Annotated in this window: 19 protein-coding genes; 13 read left to right on the forward strand and 6 right to left on the reverse strand. The window is 55.2% G+C overall.

Features of this window, described 5'->3' with window-relative positions; all coding sequences use genetic code 11:
• The first annotated feature begins 43 nt into the window (after nt 1-43).
• The 3 genes from AB7E06_RS17955 to AB7E06_RS17965 all read left to right on the forward strand — a co-directional run bounded on the left by AB7E06_RS17955 (nt 44) and on the right by AB7E06_RS17965 (nt 1738).
• A complete protein-coding gene (locus AB7E06_RS17955) occupies nt 44-502 on the forward strand; it encodes an Lrp/AsnC family transcriptional regulator (RefSeq protein ID WP_009460635.1) in 459 nt (152 codons plus the stop codon).
• Nucleotides 503-619: 117 nt separating this feature from the next.
• The gene (locus AB7E06_RS17960) at nt 620-1114 is read left to right on the forward strand and encodes a hypothetical protein (protein ID WP_427957943.1); all 495 of its coding nucleotides are present in this window, start codon (nt 620-622) and stop codon (nt 1112-1114) included.
• A 75-nt stretch (nt 1115-1189) separates the two neighbouring features.
• Nucleotides 1190-1738 (forward strand): YaeQ family protein, encoded by a 549-nt coding sequence (locus AB7E06_RS17965; RefSeq protein ID WP_094197724.1) that lies wholly within the window; start codon nt 1190-1192, stop codon nt 1736-1738.
• A gap of 207 nt (nt 1739-1945) precedes the next feature.
• Here AB7E06_RS17965 and gltX read toward each other — a convergent pair whose 3' ends face one another.
• The 4 genes from gltX to mgtA form a co-directional block, all read right to left on the reverse strand.
• Nucleotides 1946-3355 carry a glutamate--tRNA ligase gene (gene gltX / locus AB7E06_RS17970; protein ID WP_094197723.1) on the reverse strand — a complete coding sequence of 470 codons (1410 nt, stop codon included), beginning with the start codon at nt 3353-3355 and terminating at the stop codon, nt 1946-1948.
• 103 nt (nt 3356-3458) lie between these two features.
• The gene (locus tag AB7E06_RS17975; RefSeq protein WP_094197722.1) at nt 3459-4100 is read right to left on the reverse strand and encodes a response regulator transcription factor; all 642 of its coding nucleotides are present in this window, start codon (nt 4098-4100) and stop codon (nt 3459-3461) included.
• On the reverse strand, nt 4097-5176 hold the full coding sequence (locus AB7E06_RS17980; protein ID WP_234354341.1) for a sensor histidine kinase: 1080 nt from the start codon (nt 5174-5176) through the stop codon (nt 4097-4099). The genes AB7E06_RS17975 and AB7E06_RS17980 overlap by 4 nt, the downstream gene beginning before the upstream one ends.
• Nucleotides 5177-5305: 129 nt before the next feature.
• The gene (gene mgtA / locus AB7E06_RS17985) at nt 5306-8008 is read right to left on the reverse strand and encodes a magnesium-translocating P-type ATPase (RefSeq protein WP_094197721.1); all 2703 of its coding nucleotides are present in this window, start codon (nt 8006-8008) and stop codon (nt 5306-5308) included.
• A gap of 653 nt (nt 8009-8661) precedes the next feature.
• On the opposite strand from mgtA, the gene AB7E06_RS17990 reads away from it, so the two are divergent.
• A complete protein-coding gene (locus AB7E06_RS17990; RefSeq protein WP_094197720.1) occupies nt 8662-11133 on the forward strand; it encodes a GNAT family N-acetyltransferase in 2472 nt (823 codons plus the stop codon).
• 186 nt (nt 11134-11319) lie between these two features.
• A complete protein-coding gene (locus tag AB7E06_RS17995; protein WP_234354340.1) occupies nt 11320-13398 on the forward strand; it encodes a CocE/NonD family hydrolase in 2079 nt (692 codons plus the stop codon).
• 61 nt (nt 13399-13459) lie between these two features.
• On the opposite strand, the gene AB7E06_RS18000 is transcribed toward AB7E06_RS17995, so the two are convergent.
• Together AB7E06_RS18000 and yjgA are read right to left on the reverse strand one after the other, a co-directional pair.
• Nucleotides 13460-14128, reverse strand: a complete 669-nt coding sequence (locus tag AB7E06_RS18000; protein ID WP_094197719.1) for an alpha/beta hydrolase — start codon at nt 14126-14128, stop codon at nt 13460-13462.
• Nucleotides 14125-14679: a ribosome biogenesis factor YjgA gene (gene yjgA, locus AB7E06_RS18005; RefSeq protein WP_094197718.1), complete on the reverse strand. Its 555-nt coding sequence runs from the start codon at nt 14677-14679 to the stop codon at nt 14125-14127. Before yjgA ends, AB7E06_RS18000 begins: the two co-directional genes overlap by 4 nt.
• A gap of 66 nt (nt 14680-14745) precedes the next feature.
• Between yjgA and pmbA the strand changes: the two genes are divergently transcribed.
• From pmbA to AB7E06_RS18045, 8 genes are all read left to right on the forward strand, one after another.
• A complete protein-coding gene (pmbA, locus tag AB7E06_RS18010; protein ID WP_121739586.1) occupies nt 14746-16113 on the forward strand; it encodes a metalloprotease PmbA in 1368 nt (455 codons plus the stop codon).
• A gap of 283 nt (nt 16114-16396) precedes the next feature.
• A complete protein-coding gene (locus AB7E06_RS18015; RefSeq protein ID WP_094197716.1) occupies nt 16397-17500 on the forward strand; it encodes a TRAP transporter substrate-binding protein in 1104 nt (367 codons plus the stop codon).
• A 480-nt stretch (nt 17501-17980) separates the two neighbouring features.
• Nucleotides 17981-18409 (forward strand): 50S ribosomal protein L13, encoded by a 429-nt coding sequence (rplM, locus tag AB7E06_RS18020; protein ID WP_094197715.1) that lies wholly within the window; start codon nt 17981-17983, stop codon nt 18407-18409.
• A gap of 9 nt (nt 18410-18418) precedes the next feature.
• A complete protein-coding gene (gene rpsI, locus AB7E06_RS18025; protein WP_094197714.1) occupies nt 18419-18811 on the forward strand; it encodes a 30S ribosomal protein S9 in 393 nt (130 codons plus the stop codon).
• 159 nt (nt 18812-18970) lie between these two features.
• A complete protein-coding gene (argC, locus tag AB7E06_RS18030; RefSeq protein WP_094197713.1) occupies nt 18971-20029 on the forward strand; it encodes an N-acetyl-gamma-glutamyl-phosphate reductase in 1059 nt (352 codons plus the stop codon).
• A gap of 35 nt (nt 20030-20064) precedes the next feature.
• A complete protein-coding gene (locus AB7E06_RS18035; protein ID WP_159063953.1) occupies nt 20065-20802 on the forward strand; it encodes a DUF6776 family protein in 738 nt (245 codons plus the stop codon).
• A gap of 80 nt (nt 20803-20882) precedes the next feature.
• On the forward strand, nt 20883-21251 hold the full coding sequence (gene erpA / locus AB7E06_RS18040) for an iron-sulfur cluster insertion protein ErpA (RefSeq protein ID WP_003801826.1): 369 nt from the start codon (nt 20883-20885) through the stop codon (nt 21249-21251).
• Nucleotides 21252-21600: 349 nt separating this feature from the next.
• Complete coding sequence (locus tag AB7E06_RS18045) at nt 21601-22473, forward strand: hypothetical protein (RefSeq protein WP_427957950.1); 873 nt, start codon at nt 21601-21603, stop codon at nt 22471-22473.
• Nucleotides 22474-22581: the final 108 nt, after the last annotated feature.

The raw sequence follows: 22581 nt of genomic DNA on the forward strand, positions 1-22581 counted from the left end.
TATTCCCTATTCTTTGAAATGTTCATTTCGTAAATGTTTAAATATGGATAAAACTGACTTAAAAATCCTGGATGCCTTGCAGCTGGATGGTCGAGCCTCGGCTCAGCAGGTCTCCGAGCAGGTGGGTTTGTCCACTGCGCCCGTATGGCGGCGCATCAAGAACCTGGAAAAAAACAAGGTCATCCAGGGCTATTATGCGCGCGTGGATCGGCGTCAGGTGGGCCTGCAAAGCTGCATGTTTACCCAGATCAGTCTGGACCGTCATTCGGGTGAAATTGTCGATAACTTCATCCGTGCCGTACGCGATGCGCCCGAGATTCTGGAATGTCACGCCGTGACCGGTGATGCGGATTTTTTGCTGAAGATCATGGTGCCCAGCGCCGAGTCCTACGACGATTTCCTGCACCGCTTCTTGTTCAATATGCCGGGTGTGCGCCAAACCCGCACGATTGTGGCCATGCGCGAGATCAAGAATGTGACCCGCCTGCCCTTGCCACTTTGAAGCATCTTGTTATGGGGTAATACAAGCGCCTTCGGGTAGAATAAACAGGATTCGCCGACCTGCGGTGGGTCGGTATAAAAGCATGAAAGACGGGGTTTTATGACGAAGGCGAATATCTTGCGACGCACTTGCTGGGTTGCTGTGCTGGCGACCGTTTTTTTGAGCGCCTGCGCGGTCAAGGCGCCAGCTCCCGAGCCTGCTGCACAAACTGCTCCTGCCAAACCTGTTCATCCAGCATGTCAGCCCGCTGCGGCTGGAGATCAACTGGCTGGTAACTGGTTAAGCAAGCACCGCCAAAAAGGCGTGGTTGGCGAGCTGCGTACCTTGTTCACCCTGCAGGCCGATGGGTCCATGGCGTATACCGAACAGGTCAAACGCCCCAACAAGCCGTCGCAAGGTTTGAACGAAAGCGGTTGCTGGGTACGCAAGGGCAATGACTTGCAGATCCACACGCAAGAATCCAATGGGGTCATCACCGAGCCGGGCGACCCGATTTACGAAAACCACTACAACATCGTCACCCTGACAGCCCGCAATCTGGTGCTGCGTGATCAAAGTGGTACGACTTATCGCCTGACCAGAATGTCGCCTGGCTACCGCCTGCCATTCTGATTGCGGCGGTTTGAATGATTCCTGGCCGTCCTGGGGGCGGCCAGTTTTTTGTCTGTTTCTTTTGCTGGATGCTCCATGGCTCTGCGCGCAACGATTTATAAAGCTGAACTTAATGTGGCCGATAACGATCGGGCCTACTACGGCAGTCATACCCTGACGCTGGCCCGTCATCCCTCCGAGACCGAAGAGCGGCTGATGGTGCGTTTGCTGGCTTACGGTTTGTATGCGCAAGCGGATGACGCTTTGAGCTTCTCACGCGGGCTAAGCGACTCGGATGAACCCGCCCTGTGGGAGCATGATCTGGGCGGCAATCTGTTGCATTGGCTAGAAGTGGGCCTGCCGGACGATAGACGTCTGATCAAAGCCAGTGGCCGTGCTGAAAAAGTGACGGTATTGGCCTATGGCCGCAATGTGTCCGTCTGGTGGAGTGGTATCAAGGACAAGATCAGCCGCGCTCGCAATATACAGGTTTATGCGCTGGATGCCGCCGGGACCGATGCTTTAGCCGCTCTGGCCGAGCGTGGCATGACCATCAATCTGAATGTTCAGGACGGCACGGTCTGGGCCAGCAGTGACAAAGGTGAAGCCACGGTTGAAGTCAGCCACCTGAATGCGCCTGTTTGAGTGCTTCCCATAGCCTTGGGGCGAGGGCAAGTGTATGGGGCATCATTTCAATGGTTTTACTGTGTGGGCGGCTGGCCTCCAACAAGGGGGAGTGTGAGTCCGGTAGCTGTCTTGCATTTTCTGGCGACACAGACCGAACGATAAAAAGCGATAAAAACAAAAAGGGCACCTCGAATGAGATGCCCTTCAAGCACTTGGCGATAATGTTTACAGCCCAGCCAAACGCCCCAAAACCTTATCGCGTCCAACCAGAGCCAGCACCGCATCTACCGCAGGCGTTTGTTTCTGTCCTGTCACAGCGACACGCAAAGGAATTGCCAGCTTGGGCATTTTTACCTCGTGATCGGCCAGAACCTGCTTGATCAAAGCAGCCAGATTCTCCGTATTCCACTGTGGCAAGCTGATTGCCTTGCTGGCAAAATCACGCAGCAAGACACGCGCTTCCGGCGTCAACACCTCGGCCAGCAGCTCATCACTGGCAGGCTCGAAAGGACGGCAGAATAACAGGGCACCTTCAGCTAGTTGATTCAAGGTCTCGGCGCGGTCTTTTAACAAACCCATGATGCCAGGCAAATCCTGCCCGTCGGTCTTGCCTCCCAAGGCTTCAATACGGGGAGCCACGCGCTCGGCCAGATCCGCATTGTCGCTGGCCTTGATGTAGTGGGCATTTACCCAGTTCAACTTCTTGGGATCCCACTGCGAAGCCGACTTGCTCAGGCTGCGCGTATCAAACCATTCCACCAACTGCTCGCGGGTGAACAGCTCGTCATCGCCGTGGCTCCAGCCCAAACGAGCCAGATAGTTGACCATGGCTTCAGGCAAATAGCCGTCCTTGTCGTAATCCATGATGCTGACCGCACCATGGCGCTTGGACAGTTTCTCGCCATCCGGGCCCAGAATCATGGGCACATGACCGTACTCGGGCAAAGTCGCGCCCAAGGCCTGTAAAATCACAATTTGACGTGGCGTGTTGTTCACGTGGTCATCACCACGAATCACATGAGTGATTGCCATGTCCCAATCGTCCACCACCACGCAGAAGTTGTACGTAGGGGTACCGTCAGGACGGGCAATGACCAGATCGTCCAGCTCGCTGTTATCAAAGCTGATGCGACCCTTGACCATATCGTCCCAACTGGTTGCGCCGGACTGCGGGCTCTTGAAACGAACCACAGGCTTGCGGTCCGCCGGGATAGCAGGCAATTGCTTGCCGGCCTCAGGACGCCAGGTGCCGTCATAACGAGGCTTCAAACCCTGAACACGCGCTTTCTCGCGCATGGCTTCCACTTCCTCGGGGCTGCTGTAGCAGTAATAAGCATGGCCGTCTTTCAGCAACTGGGCGATGACCTCGCGGTAACGATCCATGCGCTGCATCTGGTAGAACGGACCTTCGTCCGCATCCAGGCCCAACCATTGCATACCATCCAGAATGCCTTGCACCGCCTCGGGGGTAGAGCGCTCCAGATCCGTATCCTCAATGCGCAGCACAAAAGAGCCTTGATGATGACGGGCAAAAGCCCAGGAAAACAGTGCGGTGCGCGCGCCGCCCAGGTGCAGATAACCAGTGGGCGAGGGGGCAAAACGGGTACGGATGACGTTGGAAGTAGACGTGCTCATAACTTGTGTGTGGCCTTGACCTTGGGAAGCCCGCATACGGGACCGAATCTGCGTATTTTAACCCAGCGCGTCAACTAAGAAAGAATCACCGCGCAGAAGTGTCCTACTGGCCTGTTTCCGTATTGAGCTGATCGAACTGGCGCACCAGCTCCGCCAGCGAAGCGGCCTGCATTTTTTGCATGACGCGGGCACGTCGCACTTTGACTGTGACCTCCTTCACATCCAGCTCGGCAGCGATCTGCTTGTTCAGCAGGCCTTGCACCACGCGCACAAACACATCACGTTCGCCCGCGTTCAGGCTGTCCCAGCGTTGCTGCAAGCTCATCTGGGCTTTGGCCTGTTCCTTGCGTTGCGCATCCGCGGCCAGAGCCGATTGCACGGCGTCAATCAGGGCCTGATCCCCGAAAGGTTTGGTCAGAAAATCCCAGGCCCCGTGTTTGATGGCTTTGACCGCCATATGAATATCGCCGTGGCCCGTAATAAAGATGACCGGCATGTGCAGCCCGCGCGACTCCATCTGTAAATGAAAGTCCGTGCCGCTTTGCTCGGGCATGCGCACATCCAGCACCAGACAGGCGGGGGCGTCAGATAAGGGATGCGCCAGAAAATCCCGCGTAGAGGCAAAGCTCAGTGCGTTCACCCCCACGCTGGCCAGCAAGTCGTCCAGGGCGGCGCGAATGGAGGGGTCATCATCAATGATGTAGACCGTGGGCGTGTTCAGAGAAGAGTCCAGATGATCTGTCATGGCGCCAAAGGTAAGGTGAAATGAAAGGCAGCACCGCCATCAGCTTGGTCAGTGGCCCAGATATGGCCGTTATTGGCATCAATAATGCTGCGGCTGATGGTCAGGCCCAGGCCCAGACCGGTAGCCTTGGTGGTCCAGAACGTATCAAACAATTGGGGTAACAGCGTGTCCGACAAGCCGGGGCCATTGTCTTTAATGGAAAACAGCACCTTGCTGGTTTGCGGTTTATCGCCGGGCAAGAGGCGGGTTTCTATCGTGATACGAGCCGCATGAAAGTCCGAGGCGGGTGACAGGGCCTCGATGGCATTGAGCAGCAAATTGGCCATCACTTGCTGAATCTGAACCCGATCGGCAAAGACCTGGGGCAGATCGGATTGCAAGGCCAGGCGTAGATCAATATGCTGACGCCGCATCTCGCCATCTGACAGCTTGAGTAGTTCCGTCAAGGCCAGGTTCAAATCAAAAGCGCTGCTGGTTGGGGCTTCGTTGCGGGTAATGCTGCGCACACGGTCCAGTACATCTTTGGCACGTTGGGCGTCGTCCGCAATCCGCTGTGCGGCAGCCTGTGCCTTCTCTATATTTGGCGGCGAGGCTTGCAGCCAGCGCTGGCAGGCACCGGTGCTGCTGTTGATGGCTGCCAGGGGCTGGCTGACCTCATGGGCAATGGAGGTACTGAGCTGGCCCAGCGTGGTCAAACGGGATAAGCGCAGCAAATGTTCGCGCGTTTCATGTGCGGCTGCCTGCACGGATTTGAGCTTGAGTCCCAGATACGTGGTGATGGCGATGGCAACCAGACTGATTCCGGTATTGATCAGACCCACCTCGTAGTCGCCCGCACGGGTTAACAGGACGCTGACCACTGTCAGCACCATACTGAAACTTGCCAGGGTAATGACTTGTCGGGCCGACAGAAAACGAATTGCTATCAGCAGCAGCGGAGTATGAAAGACCGCAGCGGCGATAGCGTAGTTGGTGATGGTATCGGCAATAAAGACCAACGCCATCAAAATGCAAATGCCGGTCAGGGCCAAGGCGCGGTAGGTTTTGCTCGACAAGACGCTAAAAGGTGGTTTCATGTTTTTCGTGTGGGGGCAGGCAGCAGGATCGTATCTTTCGTGTCGTCATCATATACCTGGGCTTGTATCTGATTGCCTATCCAGGTCTGGGCTCCCGACAGGACGGGTGGGAGCCCAGACCTGTCAGGTTTAGAACCACTGGCCAAAGCGGCGGATGTACAGCATTTTCATACCCTGTCCGACCAGGCAGTACGCCAGCAAGGTGCCGACCAGCCAAGGGAAGTATTCCCAAGGCAAAGGCTGCAGGCCAACCATAGCCCCCACACCGGAAAAGGGCAGGTAAATGCCGACAGCGGCAATCAGGAAGGTCATCAGCATCACAGGCAGGGCCGCCGTGCTTTGGATGAAGGGGATTTTTTGCGTACGCAGCATGTGAACAACCAGCGTCTGCGAGAGCAAACCTTCGATAAACCAGCCGGACTGGAACAGCGATTGCAGTTCAGGCGTATTCGCCCCAAACACGTACCACATCAAGACAAAGGTAGTGATGTCAAAAATGGACGAGGTCGGGCCAATCCAGATCATGAAGCGGCCAATATTTTTGGCATCCCACTTGCGGGGTTTGCGCAGAAAGTCCTTGTCCATGCGGTCCCAGGGCAAAGCCAGTTGGGAGATATCGTAGAGCAGGTTCTGAATCAGCAAGTGGATGGCCAACATGGGCAGGAAGGGAATGAAAGCACTGGCCACCAGCACCGAGAACACATTGCCAAAGTTAGAGCTGGCTGTCATGTTCAGGTACTTGATGATGTTGCCAAAGGTCTCGCGGCCTTTGATCACGCCTTCTTCCAGAACCAGCAGGTTCTTTTCCAGCAAGATGATGTCTGCCGATTCCTTGGCAATATCCGTGCCGCTATCAACCGAGATCCCCACGTCGGCATCGCGCAGGGCGGGAGCGTCGTTGATGCCGTCACCCAGAAAACCGACGGTATGCCCATTGGCCTGCAGCGCTTTGAGCACACGCGATTTTTGCAGGGGCGTGAGCTTGGCAAAAACCGAGTGACGCTCGACAGCGCAACGCAGATCGGGGTCTTGCATCAGCTCGATTTCAGGCCCTAGCAAAGGCTTGCCGGGTGCCAGGCCTACTTCACGGCAGATTTTCGCGGTAATGATTTCGTTGTCGCCGGTCAGGACTTTCACGGCCACACCGTGTTCGGTCAGGGCGGCAATCGCTTGAGCAGCACTTTCCTTTGGAGGGTCCAGGAAGGTCAGCAAGCCTTGCACGGTCATCTCGCGTTCGTCCTGGGCTTCGTAACGGTTTTTGGCCTGTTCGAGGGGAATACGGCGAGTGGCAATCAGCAAGACACGGAAGCCGTCCGAGTTGTAGCGGTAGGCCATTTTCAGCAGACGGGCGCGCTGCTCGGTATCCAGTGGCAAACGCTGATCGCCCTCTTGCACGTGGGTGGCAATGCTAAGCATTTCTTCCACCGCCCCTTTGCAGACCATGAGCTGTTCGCCCTGCGGATTTTCTACGACAACCGACAGGCGGCGACGTACAAAGTCAAAAGGCAGTTCGTCGATCTTGCGGTAGGAACCAATAGCTTGCAAGGCAGAGGGGGTTTGCTTTGCAAAGCGCAGCACCGCCTGATCCATCAGGTTTTTCACGCCGCTTTGGTGCAGGCTGTTGAGCAGGGCCAGTTCCAGAATACGTGGGCTGTTGCGATCATCCAGGCCTAGATGGTGTTCCAGAATGATGCGGTCTTGTGTCAGGGTGCCGGTCTTGTCAGTACACAGCACGTCCATGGCACCAAAGTTCTGGATTGCGTTCAGACGTTTGACCACCACTTTGTTCTTGGCCATGGCGACTGCACCTTTGGCCAGGTTGGAGGACACAATCATGGGCAGCATTTCAGGGGTCAAGCCGACGGCAACGGCCAGCGCGAACAGGAATGCTTCGGTCCAGTCGCCTTTGGAGAAACCGTTGATCAGCAGCACGATGGGTACCATGACCAGCATGAAGCGAATCAGCAGCCAGCTAACACTGTTTACGCCCCGGTCAAACGAGGTCTCGGCGCGCGAACCCACAATGGCTTTGGCCAGCGAACCAAAATAGGTCTTGGCGCCGGTGGCTACAACCACAGCCGTGGCCGTACCGCTGACCACGTTGGTGCCCATAAAGCACATATTATTCTGTTCCAGCACACCGGCCTGGGGGCTGGAAGCAGAGGCGCTCTTGCTGCTGACGGCGCTAAAGACATCGTACTTTTCAACAGGCAGGGCTTCTCCTGTCAGGGCAGCCTGGCTGACGAACAAGTCGCGGGACTCGATCAGACGCAGGTCTGCCGGGATCATGTCGCCAGCCGACAGGCGCACAATATCGCCGGGCACGATCTGGCTCATGGGGATTTCGCGTATGACCGTGGCACTGGACACGGTAGCGCGTCGTTGTACGCTGGCGGTGGTGCGCACCATCGCTTTCAGGGCCTGGGCGGCTTTGCCGGAACGGTACTCTTGCCAGAAACGCAGCAGGCCGCTCAAGGTGACCATGACCACAATAATCAGCACGCCGGTGTAGTCCACCTCTTCGCCTGAGCGTATGGGCAGGATGATGTCAGTGACGGCGCTGACCGCAGCCAGCACCATCAGCACTGCAATAAAGGGGTTCTTGAAGGCCAGGGCCAATTGAACCAGGGCGTGGGCAGGCTTGTCCCGGGCGACCTCATTAGGGCCGTATTCGGTCAGGCGGCTCAAGGCCTGGGCGTCGGTCAGGCCGTTCAGATTGGCTTGCACAGCGGCCAGGGTTGTCTCCAGGCTAAGCCCGGTTTCGGTGGCCGTACGCAGCTTGGCGTCGTTGTCCACTGAACGCAGTGGCGAACGGTGTTGTTGAATGCTCATGGTAATGCTCCTGGGGTACAGGCGTGACTGTGCCGTCCATCCCAAGAGATGGACGCAGCAGATCCTGCCGACCGGTTTGAGGGTCGGCAGACTACAGGTAAGAACAAGCGGATTTATTTAGTCAGCGTCAGACCGTGTTGTTACGCCAGGCAAGAGCGGGGCGATGGCTGGGGACAGCGCGCTCGGTATGGCACGGTGTAGCAAGTGGCGATCGGCAAGGCGCAAAGGCCCGGATCGGTTCTGTATGAATAATGCGGTGCATGGTTGACTCCTGATCGTGCTGCGCAAGCCCTATCAGCAGACAACCGAGCGGATCAGGTGTGTCTGAGGGGCCTGTGCAGCCTGTTTCTTCGACTGTCGTCGTTGGACATAGTGTGTTTTTCCTGTCAGAGGAAATGAACGTTCCTGCTTTCCGAACGAATGTTATTTTACGGTTTGCAAGCCGTTTTGCGACTGGCTTTGAGCCGTTTTTCCCCAGGCATTGGCGTATGGTTTCTATACGAAAGTATATGAACGGCCTGCTCCAGGGTAAAAACTGACGGCATGATGCAAGACAGAGATAGCTGGCCTAGTCTCTTTTATTTGTAGACAGCTGTGCTTAAGATGAGGGGATTCATTATTTTGGTGTGTGGTTTTCTTATGGCGGAACAATCATGGCAGCCCTAAGGCATCGTCTGACAGCATTGTTTGAGCCCCGTTCGGTGTTGGTCGTCTCCACCTTGCCTATGCCTCTGTTCAAAGAGGTGCCAGCCCGATTGGCTGGACGGATCACGCAGGCTCGTATAACCGCCACGCAAGTGCAAGTGCCGGATCGTCTGGAAGGATTGACGGAGACACAGCGCCTGGATCTGGCGCTGGTTTGTATTGAGCCGGTGCGTTTGCCGCAGGCTCTGGATGCGATCCGGGTACACAAACCCCGTGTGGTCCTGCTCCTGCCCTCGAACCTGGCCTCCCGCGATCCCATGGAAGACATGGTGTATGCGCGCTCCTGGGCCCGCATTAATAATTGTCTGATATTGGGGCCACGTGCCTTTGGAATACAGCGGCCGCATCTGGGCATCAATTTAAGTCACGAGCCACAAATGGCACTGGCGGGCCGTGTGGCTCTGGTATCTCAGTCGCGTTCCATTACCTCGGCCTTGATGGACTGGGCCGAAGATGTCAGCCTGGGTTTCTCTGCGATTGTGTCGGTGGGGGACGAGGCCGTTATCGATGTGCCCGAGGTGCTGGAATATCTGGCCATGGACCCGCGCACGGACAGTATTGCGCTGTATTTGGAACATACGCCCGCGTCCCGCCGTTTCACCAGTGCCTTGCACGCGGTGGCGGCGGTCAAACCGGTGGTGGTCTTGAAGGTAGGCGGCCAGCGTCAGCAAGGCGAGGCCCACGAGGCGGTATTCAATGCCTTGATGCGACGCGTGGGGGCGGTGCGCATTCGTTACTTTGTGCAGTTGTTCTCGGCTCTGAAAGTGCTGGTTTATACCCGTCGGCCCAAAGGGCGGCGTATTGCTTTGTTTTCCAATGGGAACGGTGCGGCGCAGATGGCCCTGGATGTTCTGGGTTCGGATGCGGCAGTGACTTGCCCAGAGCTCTCGCCCTCGACCCAGCGGGCGCTGGACAACCTGCTGGCCCCTGGCGATCAGGTTCAGAATCCAGTGGTGACCTATGTACCACTGACGCCCATGCGTATCGACTCGGTCATTTCCACCTTGCTGGACGATAAGGATATTGACGGGGTGCTGGTCTTGTTGACCCCGGACCCTTTGGCCGATATGCCGGCGGTATCGCGTGAGTTGGCCATGTTGTCGGCCAGTGCTCGCAAGCCCATCATCACGTGTTTGATTGGGGATGCGGATATGCGGCCCTTGCGTCATTTGCTCGATGGGGTGGGGACGCCGGCTTTCCGGACTCCGGATACCGCAGCCAATGCGTTCGACTTGCTGGCCCGCTATCACTACAACCAGCACTTGTCGCAGCAGACCTTGCCGCCTTTGCCGCTGGGCACCTTGCCGGAAGTAGAACCTGCCCGTGAATTGGTGCGCCAGATTCAAAGCGAGCGCCGCGAGGCCAGCGAGCAGGAGTGTCGCGATTTGCTGCGCTACTTTCACGTGCCGGTTGTCGACTTGCGTGTGACACACGATCAGGGTGAACCTGATCCCGATGTTCCGCCCATGGGCCTGCGCTTTGAAACCGATGACAAGTTGGGTCCTTATGCGGTCTTTGGTGGGGCCGATCACGCGGATTGGCTTTCTTCGTCCTATCCGGCGGTGGAACTGCCACCCTTGAACCGTTATCTGGCACGCCAATTGGTCGAGCGTAGTCCCTTGTGGCGCAAGAGCCTTTCCTCGCAATTGACGCCCTTGGTATTGACGCAGTTGTTGCAGGTGCTGGAGCGTTTGTCGGACTTGATGAGTGAGCTGCCCGGCGTGCGTCGTGTGGTGCTCGATCCCATTATGGCGGGTGAGAACAGCCTGTACATCAAGAGTATCTCGATCTCCTTGAGCAAGCAGTCCATGCTGGTGCTGCCTGAGACAGCCGGCTATCGTCACATGGCGATTCATCCTTATCCGCGCAACATGATTGAACGGCGTCAGTTCAAGGACGGACAGCGCTGGACCTTGCGCCCCATCCGCCCCGAGGATGCCGAGGCTTTGCAGACCTTTATGCGCGGCCTGTCGGACGAAAGCCGCTACATGCGCTTTGTGTCCATGCTGCGTGAACTGACACCACGCATGCTGTCCCGCTACACCCGCATCGACTACGACCGGGAACTGGCGCTGATTGCTACCGTGCGTTCGCCCAATCCTGATAACCGTAACCATCCCCGTGACGAGATTATTGGCTTTGCCCACTATCTTCGTAATGGCGATGGCCGGGGGGCGGAATATGCCCTGGTGATAGGGGATGCCTGGCAGCGGCGCGGTCTGGGCGTGATCTTGATGGAGGCGCTGATCCAGGCCGCTGCCGAGCAAGGGCTGACCTATATCGATGGCTATGTGCTGGCTTCCAACTCGCCTATGCAAGCCTTGATGAAGCGCTTGGGTTTTCAGAACGATGCGGATCCGGAGGACCCCAGTATGCGGCGTGTCTGGTTGGACCTGGGTGAGACGCGTCGATCGGATTAAGCACAGACAGCTCAATCCGTTTGTCAGGGAAATACCCGTTTAATTGTGCCCCTAATGTCCCGACTCACTCAACGGTGTCGGGACTATGATGCGCTCGTGATGGCAGGCAGCACAGCGTTTGAGCGCGGCTGCCGCCACATCAATGGATGGTGCTCAACACCGACGGCACTTTATACCGGGGACACAATGATGCGATTGAATCTGGCTGCTGTGCAGCGATGGCTGCTTGGTTTGTTCTTGATTGGCGGTCTGCTGGCTTGTTCCGGGCAGACAACGATGTCGTCAGAAAAAAACCATTACGAGTTCTCCCTGGAGAACGACAGCTTGGAAATGCGGGATGGCGTGCGCCTGGCGGTGACGTATTACCGACCGTTGGCCAAAGCACCGGGAGAAACCTTCCCAGTCATTCTGGAAATGCTGCCCTATCGCAAGGACGATTTTTTTGCGCTGGGTGACTACGAGTATGGCTCTTATTTTGCCAAGCGGGGATATGTGGTGGCGCGGGTCGACGTGCGTGGCACGGGAGGTAGTACTGGCCCGGTCCCTGTCAGCGAATATTCCGCTGCCGAGATTGCAGATGCCCAGGAGCTGATTGATCAACTGTCCCGCCAGAGCTGGTCCAACGGCAAGGTGGGTATGTATGGCTTGTCCTGGAGTGCGTTCAATTCCTTGATGACAGCACACAGAAAACCGCCTGCACTCAAGGCCATTATTGCGGCACACGGTTCTACCGATCTGTTCTACAACGACGTTCACTATATTGATGGTGCCTTGCATATCGACTCCTATGCGCACCAGATTGATACCGATAACGCCATGCCGCAAAGTCCGGAGTATCGGATTGATCAGGAGTACTTCAAGAACCGTTTTGACCGCGAGCCCTGGATTTTTACCTGGCTGCGTCAACAGCAGGACGGCGATTTCTGGCGCGCCGAGTCTCTGGCCTTCAAGAAGCAGCCTTTGGAAGTGCCGGCCTATTTGATTGGTGGCTTGCTGGATGGTTATCGCGATTTTGCGCTGGATGTCAGTCGAACCTCGAAAGCCCCTGTGATTGTGGAGATGGGACCCTGGAACCATGCCTGGCCGGAGTATGGTGTACCTGGCCCGAATTATGAGTGGCGCGAGAAGGCGGTGCGCTGGTGGGACTACTGGCTTAAAGATATAGATACCGGGATTCTGGATGAACCCCGCCGGATGGCCTTTATGCGTACCGGCCATGCTCCGGCTACAGATCGGCAAACCGTGCCTGGTTATTGGCGCTGCGATTCGCAATGGCCCGTGGAGGGCGCGAGGACTGAACGCCTGCATCCTCAAGCCGGGCACCAACTGGCGGCTATTGCTCCTGCCTCAGGCTTGGCCCAGACCTTACCTTACAAGGCCGGAGCGGGTTTGGCGGGGGGCGGCTGGTGGGGCGAGCAGACGGGGGACATGTCAGCCGACGATGCCCATAGCCTGGTTTATGATTCCGCACCTTTGAGCCAGGCCATGGAAATCATGGGCATGCCCAAGGTAAGCCTGAAGGTAGCGGCTGATGCGCCTTTTTATCAATGGACGGTACGGCTGGAAGATGTGGCCCCCGATGGGCAGGTTTCTTTGGTCAGCGGGGCAATCATCAATCCCTCTCAGCGTGTTTCGCGTCTGGAGCCTCAGGCCTTGGTGCCGGGTGAGGCGACCAACCTGGAGACCTCCATTCACTTCACCACATGGCGTTTCAAGCCAGGCCATCGCATTCGTTTGGCGGTAAGCAATGCGCAGTTTCCCATGGTCTGGCCCAGCCCGACGGCGGGTGTCACCAGTCTGTTTCCGGGGGTTGATACCTGGGTGGATTTGCCGGTGGTGCCTGTGCGGGAGCAGGGCACGCAGGCTTGCATCATGTCGCCACCCCAGGCTAGCGAAGCGGCTCCCTTTGGTCGCACTATCGATGGCGACGGTCCTGTATTCAGCAGCGTTCGTAACGAAGAGACGGGTGATGCGATCTTTACGACCAGCAACGAGCTTAGCTGGGTGTTGCATGACAATTTATACCGTTCCGAGGAAATGTATCGTTGGGAGGTCAACGACGCTGCACCCGCCAAGGCGCGCTATCAGGGCGATCGGCGCAATGTGTTTAGCATCCAGGGGCGGGAGATCGATATGTCCGCCCAAGCCCGGATCGAGTCCGATGAGTCTTATTTCTACCTGACATTTACGCGGGTGCTAAAGGAGGATGGGGTGCTGGTTCGGGAAAAGAGATGGCAGGAGCGTATCGCTCGGGTGTATCAATAAAAAACTGAATCAAGAAAAAACGCCGCTGTGATTGCAGCGGCGTTTTTTTCTTGTGAGCTGATTAGCGCAGTACCTGCTTCAGAAAGTGACCAATCGCACTGATTTCTTCCGGGCAAACCGCGTGGGGCATGGGGTAGACATTCCATTGCACCTGATAGCCCATGGCCTCCAGCTGCTGACGGCTGGCTTCGGCACGGGTCAGCGGCACAACTGGGTCCATGTTGCCATGCGCCATGAAAATAGGTGTGTTTTGATTGGCCTGATGGCGCTCGTTTTCTACTGCTGCGGCCAAAGGCAGGTAACCGGACAGACAGAGCATGCCGGCCAGACGTTCGGGCAAGCGTAGTCCGGTTTGCAAGGTCATGGCACAGCCTTGCGAGAAACCGGCCAGCACAATGTTTTCGGTAGGAATGCCACGGGCATTTTCGCGTGCAATCAGGTTTTGCACCTCGATCTGAGATTTACGCAGTCCACTTTCATCCTCGTGACGTACCAGGTCAGCTACATAAATGTCGTACCAGGAACGCATGGCCATGCCGCCGTTGATGGTGACGGGCTGGATGGGGGCGTGCGGGAAAATGAAACGGATAGCGGGGGCGTTTTGCAGGCCCAGCTCTGGCACGATAGGGGCAAAATCGTGGCCGTCGGCACCTAAACCATGTAGCCAGATAACGGCATGCTGGGGATTGGCACCGGTTTCAATTTCAATCGACTCAAGCAGCGGGTTCATGCGGACTCCGAAAGATCTACCAAGGTCTTGATGTACTGGTACAGGGCGCGGTAGTGTTTGCGCTGTGGATCCTGGCCTTGTACCAGTGTGGCATTTTTCTCCGCCTCTTTGCGTGCGGCACGAATCAGGGTGCGCAATTGCTGGATATCGGCGCCGGAAAATTCATTCATGAATTCAGTCAGAGCGTCGTCATCACGCAACAACAGGTCGCGCAGCGCTTCCAGCCTGTGCATGGCACGGGTGTCTTCCTTGGAGCCGTTTTCCCAGACGTCCAGTTGCTTTAGGATCGGTTCGGGATCCACATTGCGCATCAGCTTGCCCACATAGTGGATTTGACGGCGGCGTCCTTCACGGGCCGTCGGGCTGATGCGCTTGGCATCCTTGATGGCGGCCATTAAGGACTCGCCCAGATCAAGTTGTTTGAGTCGGTCGTCCGAGAGCTCGATCAGGCGTTTGCCTAGGTCAAGCAGAGCGTGCATTTCGCGTTTTACCTGCGATTTGCTGGGGCGGTCGTAACCGTTTTCATCGATTTCAGTGCGTGGACGGGCCATAGAAGTGAAATAGCAAAGATTGTCGCCAATTGGCTATGATAACCGCCTAACCCTCAAAGAGTAGCAATGAGTCATCCAACTATTTCCCAATTGTCGATCAGTGCCAATCAGTTCCAGTTTTGCGAATTGGTAGACGAGGCGCTGCGGCATGCCAAAAAACTGGGCGCCAGTGATGCTGCCGTCGATATTTCAGAAAACAAAGGTCTGGCCGTCTCGGTACGCCAGATGGAACTGGAAACGGTAGAGCAGACGCAAGACCGCTCCTTGGGTGTTACGGTGTTCGCAGGCCAGCGAAGTGGTTCGGCCTCGACCTCGGACTTTTCAGTCAAGGCGCTGCGTGAAACGGTGGAAGCGGCCTGGCATATTGCCCGCTATACCGCTGAAGATCCGTTCGCCGGTCTGCCTGAAAAAGACATGTTGGCCCAGAGCTATCCCGATCTGCACTTGCATCACCCCTGGATGCTGGATGCCGACCAGGCGACTAAGCTGGCGATCCGTGCCGAGCAAGCCGCGCTGGAGCTAAGCCCACTGATCAGCAATTCCGAAGGTGCGTCGGTCGATACGCTGGAAGGGCACTTTGTGATGGGCAACAGCCGCGGCTTTTTGGGTGGCTATCCCTACAGCCGTCATTCGCTCAGTGTCAGCCCCATTGCCGGCAAGGGTGATCATATGCACCGCGATTACTGGTACAGCAGCTCGCGTGATCCTTCCCGTCTGGCCAGTCCCGAGTCGGTTGGCCGTTACGCGGCCGAGCGTACCTTGTCGCGTCTGTCGGCCCGCCGTATTCCTACTGGCCGCTATCCGGTTTTGTTTGAAGCTCCGCTGGCGGTAGGCTTGATTGGTTCCCTGGTGCAGGCCACCAGCGGGTCGGCCCTGTATCGCAAGACCAGTTTCTTGTTGGACTCGCTGGGCAAGTCTGTCATGGCCAAACACATTGATGTGCTGGAGCGCCCGCATTTGGCGGCCGCTATGGGCAGTGCGCCGTTTGACTCGGAAGGGGTACGTACGTGCGACCGCGATGTTGTGCGTGGCGGAGAGCTGAAAGGGTATTTCTTGTCCTCCTACGCAGGTCGTAAATTGGGTATGCCCTCTACGGGGAACGCCGGTGGTTCGCACAACTTGCTGCTTAGCTCGCGTCTGACCCGTCCCGAGGACGATTTGGAGGCCATGTTGAAGAAAATGGGCCGTGGTTTATTGGTTACCGAGCTGATCGGCCAGGGCATTAATTACCTGACAGGCGATTACTCGCGGGGTGCCTTTGGCTACTGGGTGGAGAATGGCCGTATTCAGCATGCGGTCGAGGAAGTCACGATTGCGGGCAATCTGGCCGAGATGTTCGCGCAGATTGTGGCTGTGGGTGCCGATACCTTTGCCGCCGGTTCCAAGCGCACGGGTTCCATCTTGATTGAACAGATGTCGGTGGCCGGTTCCTGATAGCTGCTGTCTGGAGTACCTGGCCAGATTGTGATGTCTTGGCTCAGGCAAGCGGCCCGTCAGCGACAAGAGGATGATGGCCTGAATTCGGAGTTATTTGTGGTTCAGGCCGTGTTGCAGGCAGTGTCTGGCATAGGCTCCAGGTCAAAGGCCCGGAAAGATAAGGCCGAATTTGCGGGATAATCCGGGCTTTCACCGCACCCCATTCGGGGCGCGCCAGTGTACTATCCATAGCATAAAAATATTTCCCCATTTTCGTCGAATACCCACAAGGAGGTTATTCATGCAGCGTCGCTCGTTTCTGAAAAAGGCAGGTCTTGGCGCCGTAGCCAGTACCGCCGCTGTTGCTGCCCCTGCTATTGCCCAAAGCAATCCCAAGATTAACTGGAAGCTGACCTCGACTTACGGTCCCGCTACCCCGGCTCTGTTTTCGACTGCCCAGGCGTTTTGCAAGATGGTTGAAGAAGCCTCCGATGGCAACTTCAATATCCGTCTGTACCCTGCGGGTGAAATCGTCCCCGGTTTTGGTGTGATGGATGCTGTTAGCAATGGCACGGTCGAATGTGGTCAGACGGCCTCGTATTACTACTACGGTAAAGATCCTTCTTTCAGTTTTGACACAGCGGTGCCATTTGGCCTGAACGCTCGTCAGATGAATGCCTGGATGCAGGAAGGCAACGGCACCAAGCTGCTGCGTGAACTGTTCGCCACCCGTAACATCATCAACTTTGCTTTCGGTAATACCGGCACCCAGATGGGGGGGTGGTACCGCAAGGAAATCAATTCCCTGGAAGACCTGAAAGGTCTGAAGATGCGTACCGCCGGTTTTGCCGGTGAAGTGCTGGCCCGCATGGGTGTGGTGCCTCAGCAAGTGCCGCCAGGCGATATTTACCCATCGCTGGAAAAAGGCACACTGGACGCCGTGGAATTCGTCGGTCCCGTGGACGATGAAAAGCTGGGCTTCCAGAAAGTGGCCAAGTACTACTACTACCCCGGTTGGTGGGAAGGGTCGGCTCAGGTGTCGCTGTACGTGAACGATGCCGCTTTCCAGGCACTGCCCAAGCAATACCAGGCCCTGATTGAAACGGCTTCGCGTGCAGCTGGTGAACGCATGATTTGTCAGTATGACGCGCAAAGCCCGGCTGCATTGCGTCGTCTGATTGCCAGCGGTGCTGTCCTGAAAGCGTTCCCACGTGATGTGATGGACGAGGCTTTCAAGACCTCCAATATTTTGTACAAGGAATTCTGCGACAAGGATCCCATGTTCAAGAAGATTCACGACGACTACATGGGCTTTCGTGACGCGATCGTGCCTTGGTTCCGTGTCGCTGAAGGTTCCTACGACAACTACCTGGGCATCGCTTTGGCGAACCGGAAAAAAGGCTGATCCCAGTACCTGGGTCCGGGCAGAGCAATCTGTGCGGACTCGACAGGCTAGCCTTGTTAACCCCTGTTTCTCCAGTTGGAAGCAGGGGTTTTTTGATGGTTGGTGTTCTGGAGCAAAGGTTTGGCCGGATCATTAAGAGCCAAAGAGGTAGGCGGCAGGCGAAACTTTTTGGGGGCTGGGGAGGTTTCTGGTGTAAATCCGGCAAAGACTCCCAATGCTGCTGAAGGAGTGTGCAGATCCCAAAATGCGTTTTCCCTCTATGAGAGCGCCCTCGGATGTGGCAAAAAACCTGTGTTTTTGTACAAAACCCTAGTGTTATCCACTATTTATGTTATTATGGCGAGCTATTTGGCATAAATGCACGGGCGGAATATAACGTCTTGGCAGGGTCAAATGGAGCTGCCTGGCTTGAGAAAGCGGGTGGATTGTATGGGCCAGGCATGTTGCTTTGACCCAGAATTTTAATATTTAGGAACCATCATGAAGACCTTCGTGGCCAAGCCGCTTGAAGTCAAACGTGACTGGTTTGTGATTGACGCTAAAGGCAAAGTCCTTGGTCGTGTGGCCAGCGAAGTCGCACGCCGTTTGCGTGGTAAGCACAAACCCGAATACACCCCTCACGTTGATACTGGCGATTACATCATTATCATCAACGCTGCTGACATTGCCGTGACCGGTAACAAGGCACAGGATAAGAAGTACTATCGTCACTCGAATTACCCAGGCGGTATTTACGAAACCAACTTCCAAACCATGCAAGAGCGCTTCCCTGGCCGTGCCGTTGAAAAGGCCGTCAAGGGTATGTTGCCTAAGGGCCCTCTGGGCTACGCCATGGCCAAGAAACTGAAGGTTTACGCTGGTGCCGAGCATCCTCATAGTGCTCAACAGCCTAAAACTCTGGACATCTAAGGATAGGTCATGATCGGTAACTGGAATTACGGTACGGGCCGTCGCAAGACCTCCGTCGCTCGTGTCTTCATCAAGAAGGGTTCGGGCCAAATCGTAGTCAACGGCAAGCCTGTTGACGAATACTTTGCTCGCGAAACGGGTCGCATGATTGTGCGTCAGCCATTGGTGCTGACCAACCATGTTGAATCGTTCGACATCAAGATCAACGTGCATGGCGGCGGTGAAAGCGGCCAAGCCGGTGCTGCCCGTCACGGCATCACCCGCGCTCTGATCGACTACGACGCAACACTGAAGACAGAACTGAAACAAGCTGGCTTGGTGACTCGTGACGCTCGTGAAGTTGAGCGTAAGAAAGTCGGTCTGCACAAAGCACGTCGCCGCAAACAGTTCAGCAAGCGTTAATTCGCCTCGCGACCTGTTTATGGTGCTCAAAAACCCCGGACCTGTCCGGGGTTTTTGTTTGCTGGCTACATTTGTCCTGCTTCGCCCGGTCAGGTGCTTCAGAACAGGCAGGACTACGTTAAGATAGAATTTTTGCTCGTCTCTCTTTCAGGAAAGTTCATGGCTACACATAGCGATACCCGGATCAAGGTAGGGATTGTTGGCGGTACAGGTTACACCGGGGTCGAGCTGCTGCGTCTGTTAAGTCAGCACCCCCAGGTGGAACTGGTCGCCATTACTTCGCGTAAAGAGGATGGTGTGCCGGTCTCGGATATGTATCCGAACTTGCGTGGCCATGTGGATCTGAAGTTCTCTACCCCTGAAAACGCCAATCTGGAACAGTGCGACGTGGTGTTTTTTGCCACTCCGCATGGTGTGGCCATGAGTCAGGTCGAACGTCTGCTGGAAGCGGGTGTACGTGTTATTGACCTGGCTGCGGACTTCCGCCTGCAAGATACGGACGTGTTCCAGAAGTGGTACAAGATGGAGCACAGTTGCCCGGACATCCTGAGTCAATCGGCTTATGGTTTGCCAGAGCTGCTGCGCGACAAGATTGCTCAAGCCAAGGTTATTGGTAACCCTGGTTGCTACCCCACTACTGTGCTGCTGGGCTTGGCTCCCTTGTTGGAAGGCGCGCTGGTTGATACCCAACACCTGATTGCAGACTGCAAATCCGGTGTGTCCGGTGCTGGTAAAGGGGCTTCGGTTCCCAATCTGTTTGCCGAAGCCAGTGATAACTTCAAGGCATATGGCGTGTCGGGTCACCGTCACCATCCGGAAATTGTGGAACAGTTGCAGCGCCTTGCTGGTGGTCCGGTCGGTCTGACCTTTGTGCCCCACTTGGTGCCTATGATTCGTGGCATGTTCTCCACGATCTATGCGCGCATCAAGCCCGAAGCCATGGATACAGACTTTCAGGCCTTGTACGAGCAGCGCTATGCCAAAGAAGCTTTTGTGGACGTGCTGCCTGCCGGTACCCTGCCAGAAACCCGCTCGGTGCGTGCTTCTAACCAGCTACGTATTTCCGTGCAACGTCCTGGCAATGGCGATCAACTGATCATTCTGGTGGTGCAGGACAACCTGGTTAAGGGTGCGTCGGGTCAGGCTGTGCAGAATATGAATATCTTGTTCGGCCTGCCCGAGCAAACCGGCTTGAAGCACGTTGCTATTTTGCCTTAAGGGGAACTTGGCCTTGGTGAATAGGTCAAATATTTATGGCTGAATCACCGCAAACCCATTCTCATACACTCGCTCCTCCCCGTTCGCGGGGTGGGGTGGCGACGATTGGGCTGGCCGTTTTACTGGGAGCGCTTCTGGGCGGCGGTGGGCTGTGGCTTTACCGCAGTCTGACTCAAGCTGGTGACCAGTCCGAACAAATTCAGCTGGCGATGCAGAATCTGGCGCGTAGTCAGCAATCCCTGCAGCAGATCCAAAGCGAGTTTGAGGTGCTGCGCGGGCAATTGGTGCTGGAAGAGAGTACACGTAAGGGGCTGGAAAAGTCCTTGTCGTCTACTCAGGCTGAGCTGGCGCAGACACGTGAGCAGTTGGCCTTTTACGAGCAGTTGCTCCCGCCCGGTCCCAGTGGTTCTGTTACTGTTCGGGCTATGGATGTTGTCCAAAGGGGTGATTTGCTTGAGTACAAGGTGTTGCTGCAGCGTAACGCCCCAGAAGGAAAGACTTTTTCAGGTCGCCTGCAGTTTCAGCTGACTGGGCGGCAAGACGGAAAAAACGTTAAAATCGATTTATCACCCAGTTCCGGGCCGGACTCGGTACTGACGGAGTCGTCTGTAGAACAGATCGATCCTTTGGTTTTAAACTTCAACCAGTTTCAGCGCGCTATGGGTTGGCTGGCTTTGCCGCCAGGATTTGAACCCACCGCCTTGACGCTGAACGTCCTGGAAGGAAGCGTTATCCGTGCTTCTCGCCAGGAAAAAATCGCCCCGCCAGACTAATCACCTTACCCGCGGGTGGTCATGTGCAAGGCGATCACATGATAATTATTCATGCCGGCGGGGGCCGGCAGGAGAACCACATGAGCACTCTTACCGAATCCGTTGATCTGCAAGCCCCTCCTTCCCCACTGATTTTTACCGACTCAGCGGTTGAGAAGGTCCGTGAGCTTCTGATTGAAGAAGGCAGCCCCGAACTGAAGCTGCGCGTCTTCGTGCAAGGTGGCGGCTGTTCCGGCTTCCAGTACGGCTTCACCTTTGATGAGCTGGTTAACGACGACGACACCATTATTGATAAAGACGGCGTGCAATTACTGGTTGACGCCATGAGCTTCCAATACTTGGTGGGCGCAGAAATTGATTACAAAGACGACCTGGATGGTGCTCAGTTCGTTATCCGTAATCCTAATGCGACAACCACTTGTGGCTGCGGCTCGTCCTTCACGATGTAAGAAGGCAAGGCTGGCGCTGATTGCTTGGCGTTATTGCCTTTAGCAGGTTTGTAGAAAAACACCCCAGACTCTGAATGCAGGGTCTGGGGTGTTTTTTTGTGAGATATTGCCGATAGTCGTGGCAATACAGGCGTAAGAAGGCGATCTGCAGAAGTTAGCTCATATAAGTAGCCTTGGGTGTTTTCTGTTGGGTAGGACAAAGTGTGGAGGGCTACAATCCTTTGCTGTAAAAATACGATATGATGCGAGCAATGTACAACCATCTATTTATTGATTTTTTGTTATTTGATGCTGTTTTTGAAGTTTTATTTTTTTGAACCTAGCATTAAATAAAATTAGAGATTTTACAATGACGATAGATATTCTCGTAACAACAGATCGAATTAACGAAGATCCTCAAGGGCGTGAGTTTATTCGTCATGTTGAAGAAATGGCTAATAGGTTAGGTCTTGAGGATGCGGCTCTTTACTATGATTTCCCGACTTACTCAGATTATGAAACTGTTACTCACAAGCCAGATGTCCTAATTTTAACAAAGTCAAAAGGAATTATTGCTATTCGTTTTGTGAGTGAACAACAGTTGAATGGCTGGTCGGAAGATTTTAAGCTGGAAGTGGATGAGTCACTTGGGCAATTTTGCAGTATTTTGCTTGGCCGCTTATTAAAAAGCCGAACATTACGTAAAAATCGCTCGAATCTTTGTATGGATATCACGCCAGTCATATTTTGTGACTCGGCGCGCGCTGCACAGGCATTTGATGATGCTGAGTCGGAGTTGGTGTCCTCATTTGAGTCATTTGAGGAGTTGTTAAAAGGACTAGAGGGTGAGGATATTTCTAGCAGTAGATTTTCAGAAGCTAGATCTGTTATTGAAGGGGCTAAAGCCTTAACGCGACCAGGAAAGCGTTCAGTAGATAATCCTAGCAGGCAGAAAGCAGCAGTGGCTTTAGCAAAGCTCGAGGCGGAAATAGCTAATTTTGATCAGAAGCAACGTCGGGCTGCATTAGTAACAATCAATGGTCCACATCGGATTCGAGGCTTGGCTGGGTCAGGTAAAACAGTAATTCTTGCGATGAAAGCAGCTCATTTGCATATGACTCGACCAAATGAACGGATACTCATCACTTTTTTTACGAAAAGTCTTCGTACTTCAATTACAAACCTAATTACTAAATTTTATAGACATTATAAAGAAGAGGATCCCGGTGTTTGTCAACAATGATGTCCGTTTTCTTCATGCCGCGCGGCTGAGTTTGTGATCGTCGGCGGCACTTTCTTTCGGCGGGTTTAACCACACCTCGCCAATCGGGTTCCAGTCACGCGTGTGGCG

Source organism: Alcaligenes sp. (assembly GCF_050255915.1).
GTDB classification, from domain to species: domain Bacteria; phylum Pseudomonadota; class Gammaproteobacteria; order Burkholderiales; family Burkholderiaceae_B; genus Alcaligenes; species Alcaligenes aquatilis.

What these genes read in the sequence shown, in the direction of transcription:
- gltX (WP_094197723.1), bottom strand. Translation starts at nt 3,355, where the DNA reads ATGAGCACGTCTACTTCCAACGTCATCCGTACCCGTTTTGCCCCCTCG.
- AB7E06_RS17995 (WP_234354340.1), top strand. Translation starts at nt 11,320, where the DNA reads ATGATGCGATTGAATCTGGCTGCTGTGCAGCGATGGCTGCTTGGTTTG.
- mgtA (WP_094197721.1), bottom strand. Translation starts at nt 8,008, where the DNA reads ATGAGCATTCAACAACACCGTTCGCCACTGCGTTCAGTGGACAACGAC.
- yjgA (WP_094197718.1), bottom strand. Translation starts at nt 14,679, where the DNA reads ATGGCCCGTCCACGCACTGAAATCGATGAAAACGGTTACGACCGCCCC.
- erpA (WP_003801826.1), top strand. Translation starts at nt 20,883, where the DNA reads ATGAGCACTCTTACCGAATCCGTTGATCTGCAAGCCCCTCCTTCCCCA.
- AB7E06_RS18045 (WP_427957950.1), top strand. Translation starts at nt 21,601, where the DNA reads ATGACGATAGATATTCTCGTAACAACAGATCGAATTAACGAAGATCCT.
- AB7E06_RS17955 (WP_009460635.1), top strand. Translation starts at nt 44, where the DNA reads ATGGATAAAACTGACTTAAAAATCCTGGATGCCTTGCAGCTGGATGGT.
- AB7E06_RS17980 (WP_234354341.1), bottom strand. Translation starts at nt 5,176, where the DNA reads ATGAAACCACCTTTTAGCGTCTTGTCGAGCAAAACCTACCGCGCCTTG.
- AB7E06_RS18000 (WP_094197719.1), bottom strand. Translation starts at nt 14,128, where the DNA reads ATGAACCCGCTGCTTGAGTCGATTGAAATTGAAACCGGTGCCAATCCC.
- pmbA (WP_121739586.1), top strand. Translation starts at nt 14,746, where the DNA reads ATGAGTCATCCAACTATTTCCCAATTGTCGATCAGTGCCAATCAGTTC.
- rpsI (WP_094197714.1), top strand. Translation starts at nt 18,419, where the DNA reads ATGATCGGTAACTGGAATTACGGTACGGGCCGTCGCAAGACCTCCGTC.
- rplM (WP_094197715.1), top strand. Translation starts at nt 17,981, where the DNA reads ATGAAGACCTTCGTGGCCAAGCCGCTTGAAGTCAAACGTGACTGGTTT.
- AB7E06_RS18015 (WP_094197716.1), top strand. Translation starts at nt 16,397, where the DNA reads ATGCAGCGTCGCTCGTTTCTGAAAAAGGCAGGTCTTGGCGCCGTAGCC.
- AB7E06_RS17975 (WP_094197722.1), bottom strand. Translation starts at nt 4,100, where the DNA reads ATGACAGATCATCTGGACTCTTCTCTGAACACGCCCACGGTCTACATC.
- AB7E06_RS18035 (WP_159063953.1), top strand. Translation starts at nt 20,065, where the DNA reads ATGGCTGAATCACCGCAAACCCATTCTCATACACTCGCTCCTCCCCGT.
- AB7E06_RS17965 (WP_094197724.1), top strand. Translation starts at nt 1,190, where the DNA reads ATGGCTCTGCGCGCAACGATTTATAAAGCTGAACTTAATGTGGCCGAT.
- AB7E06_RS17990 (WP_094197720.1), top strand. Translation starts at nt 8,662, where the DNA reads ATGGCAGCCCTAAGGCATCGTCTGACAGCATTGTTTGAGCCCCGTTCG.
- argC (WP_094197713.1), top strand. Translation starts at nt 18,971, where the DNA reads ATGGCTACACATAGCGATACCCGGATCAAGGTAGGGATTGTTGGCGGT.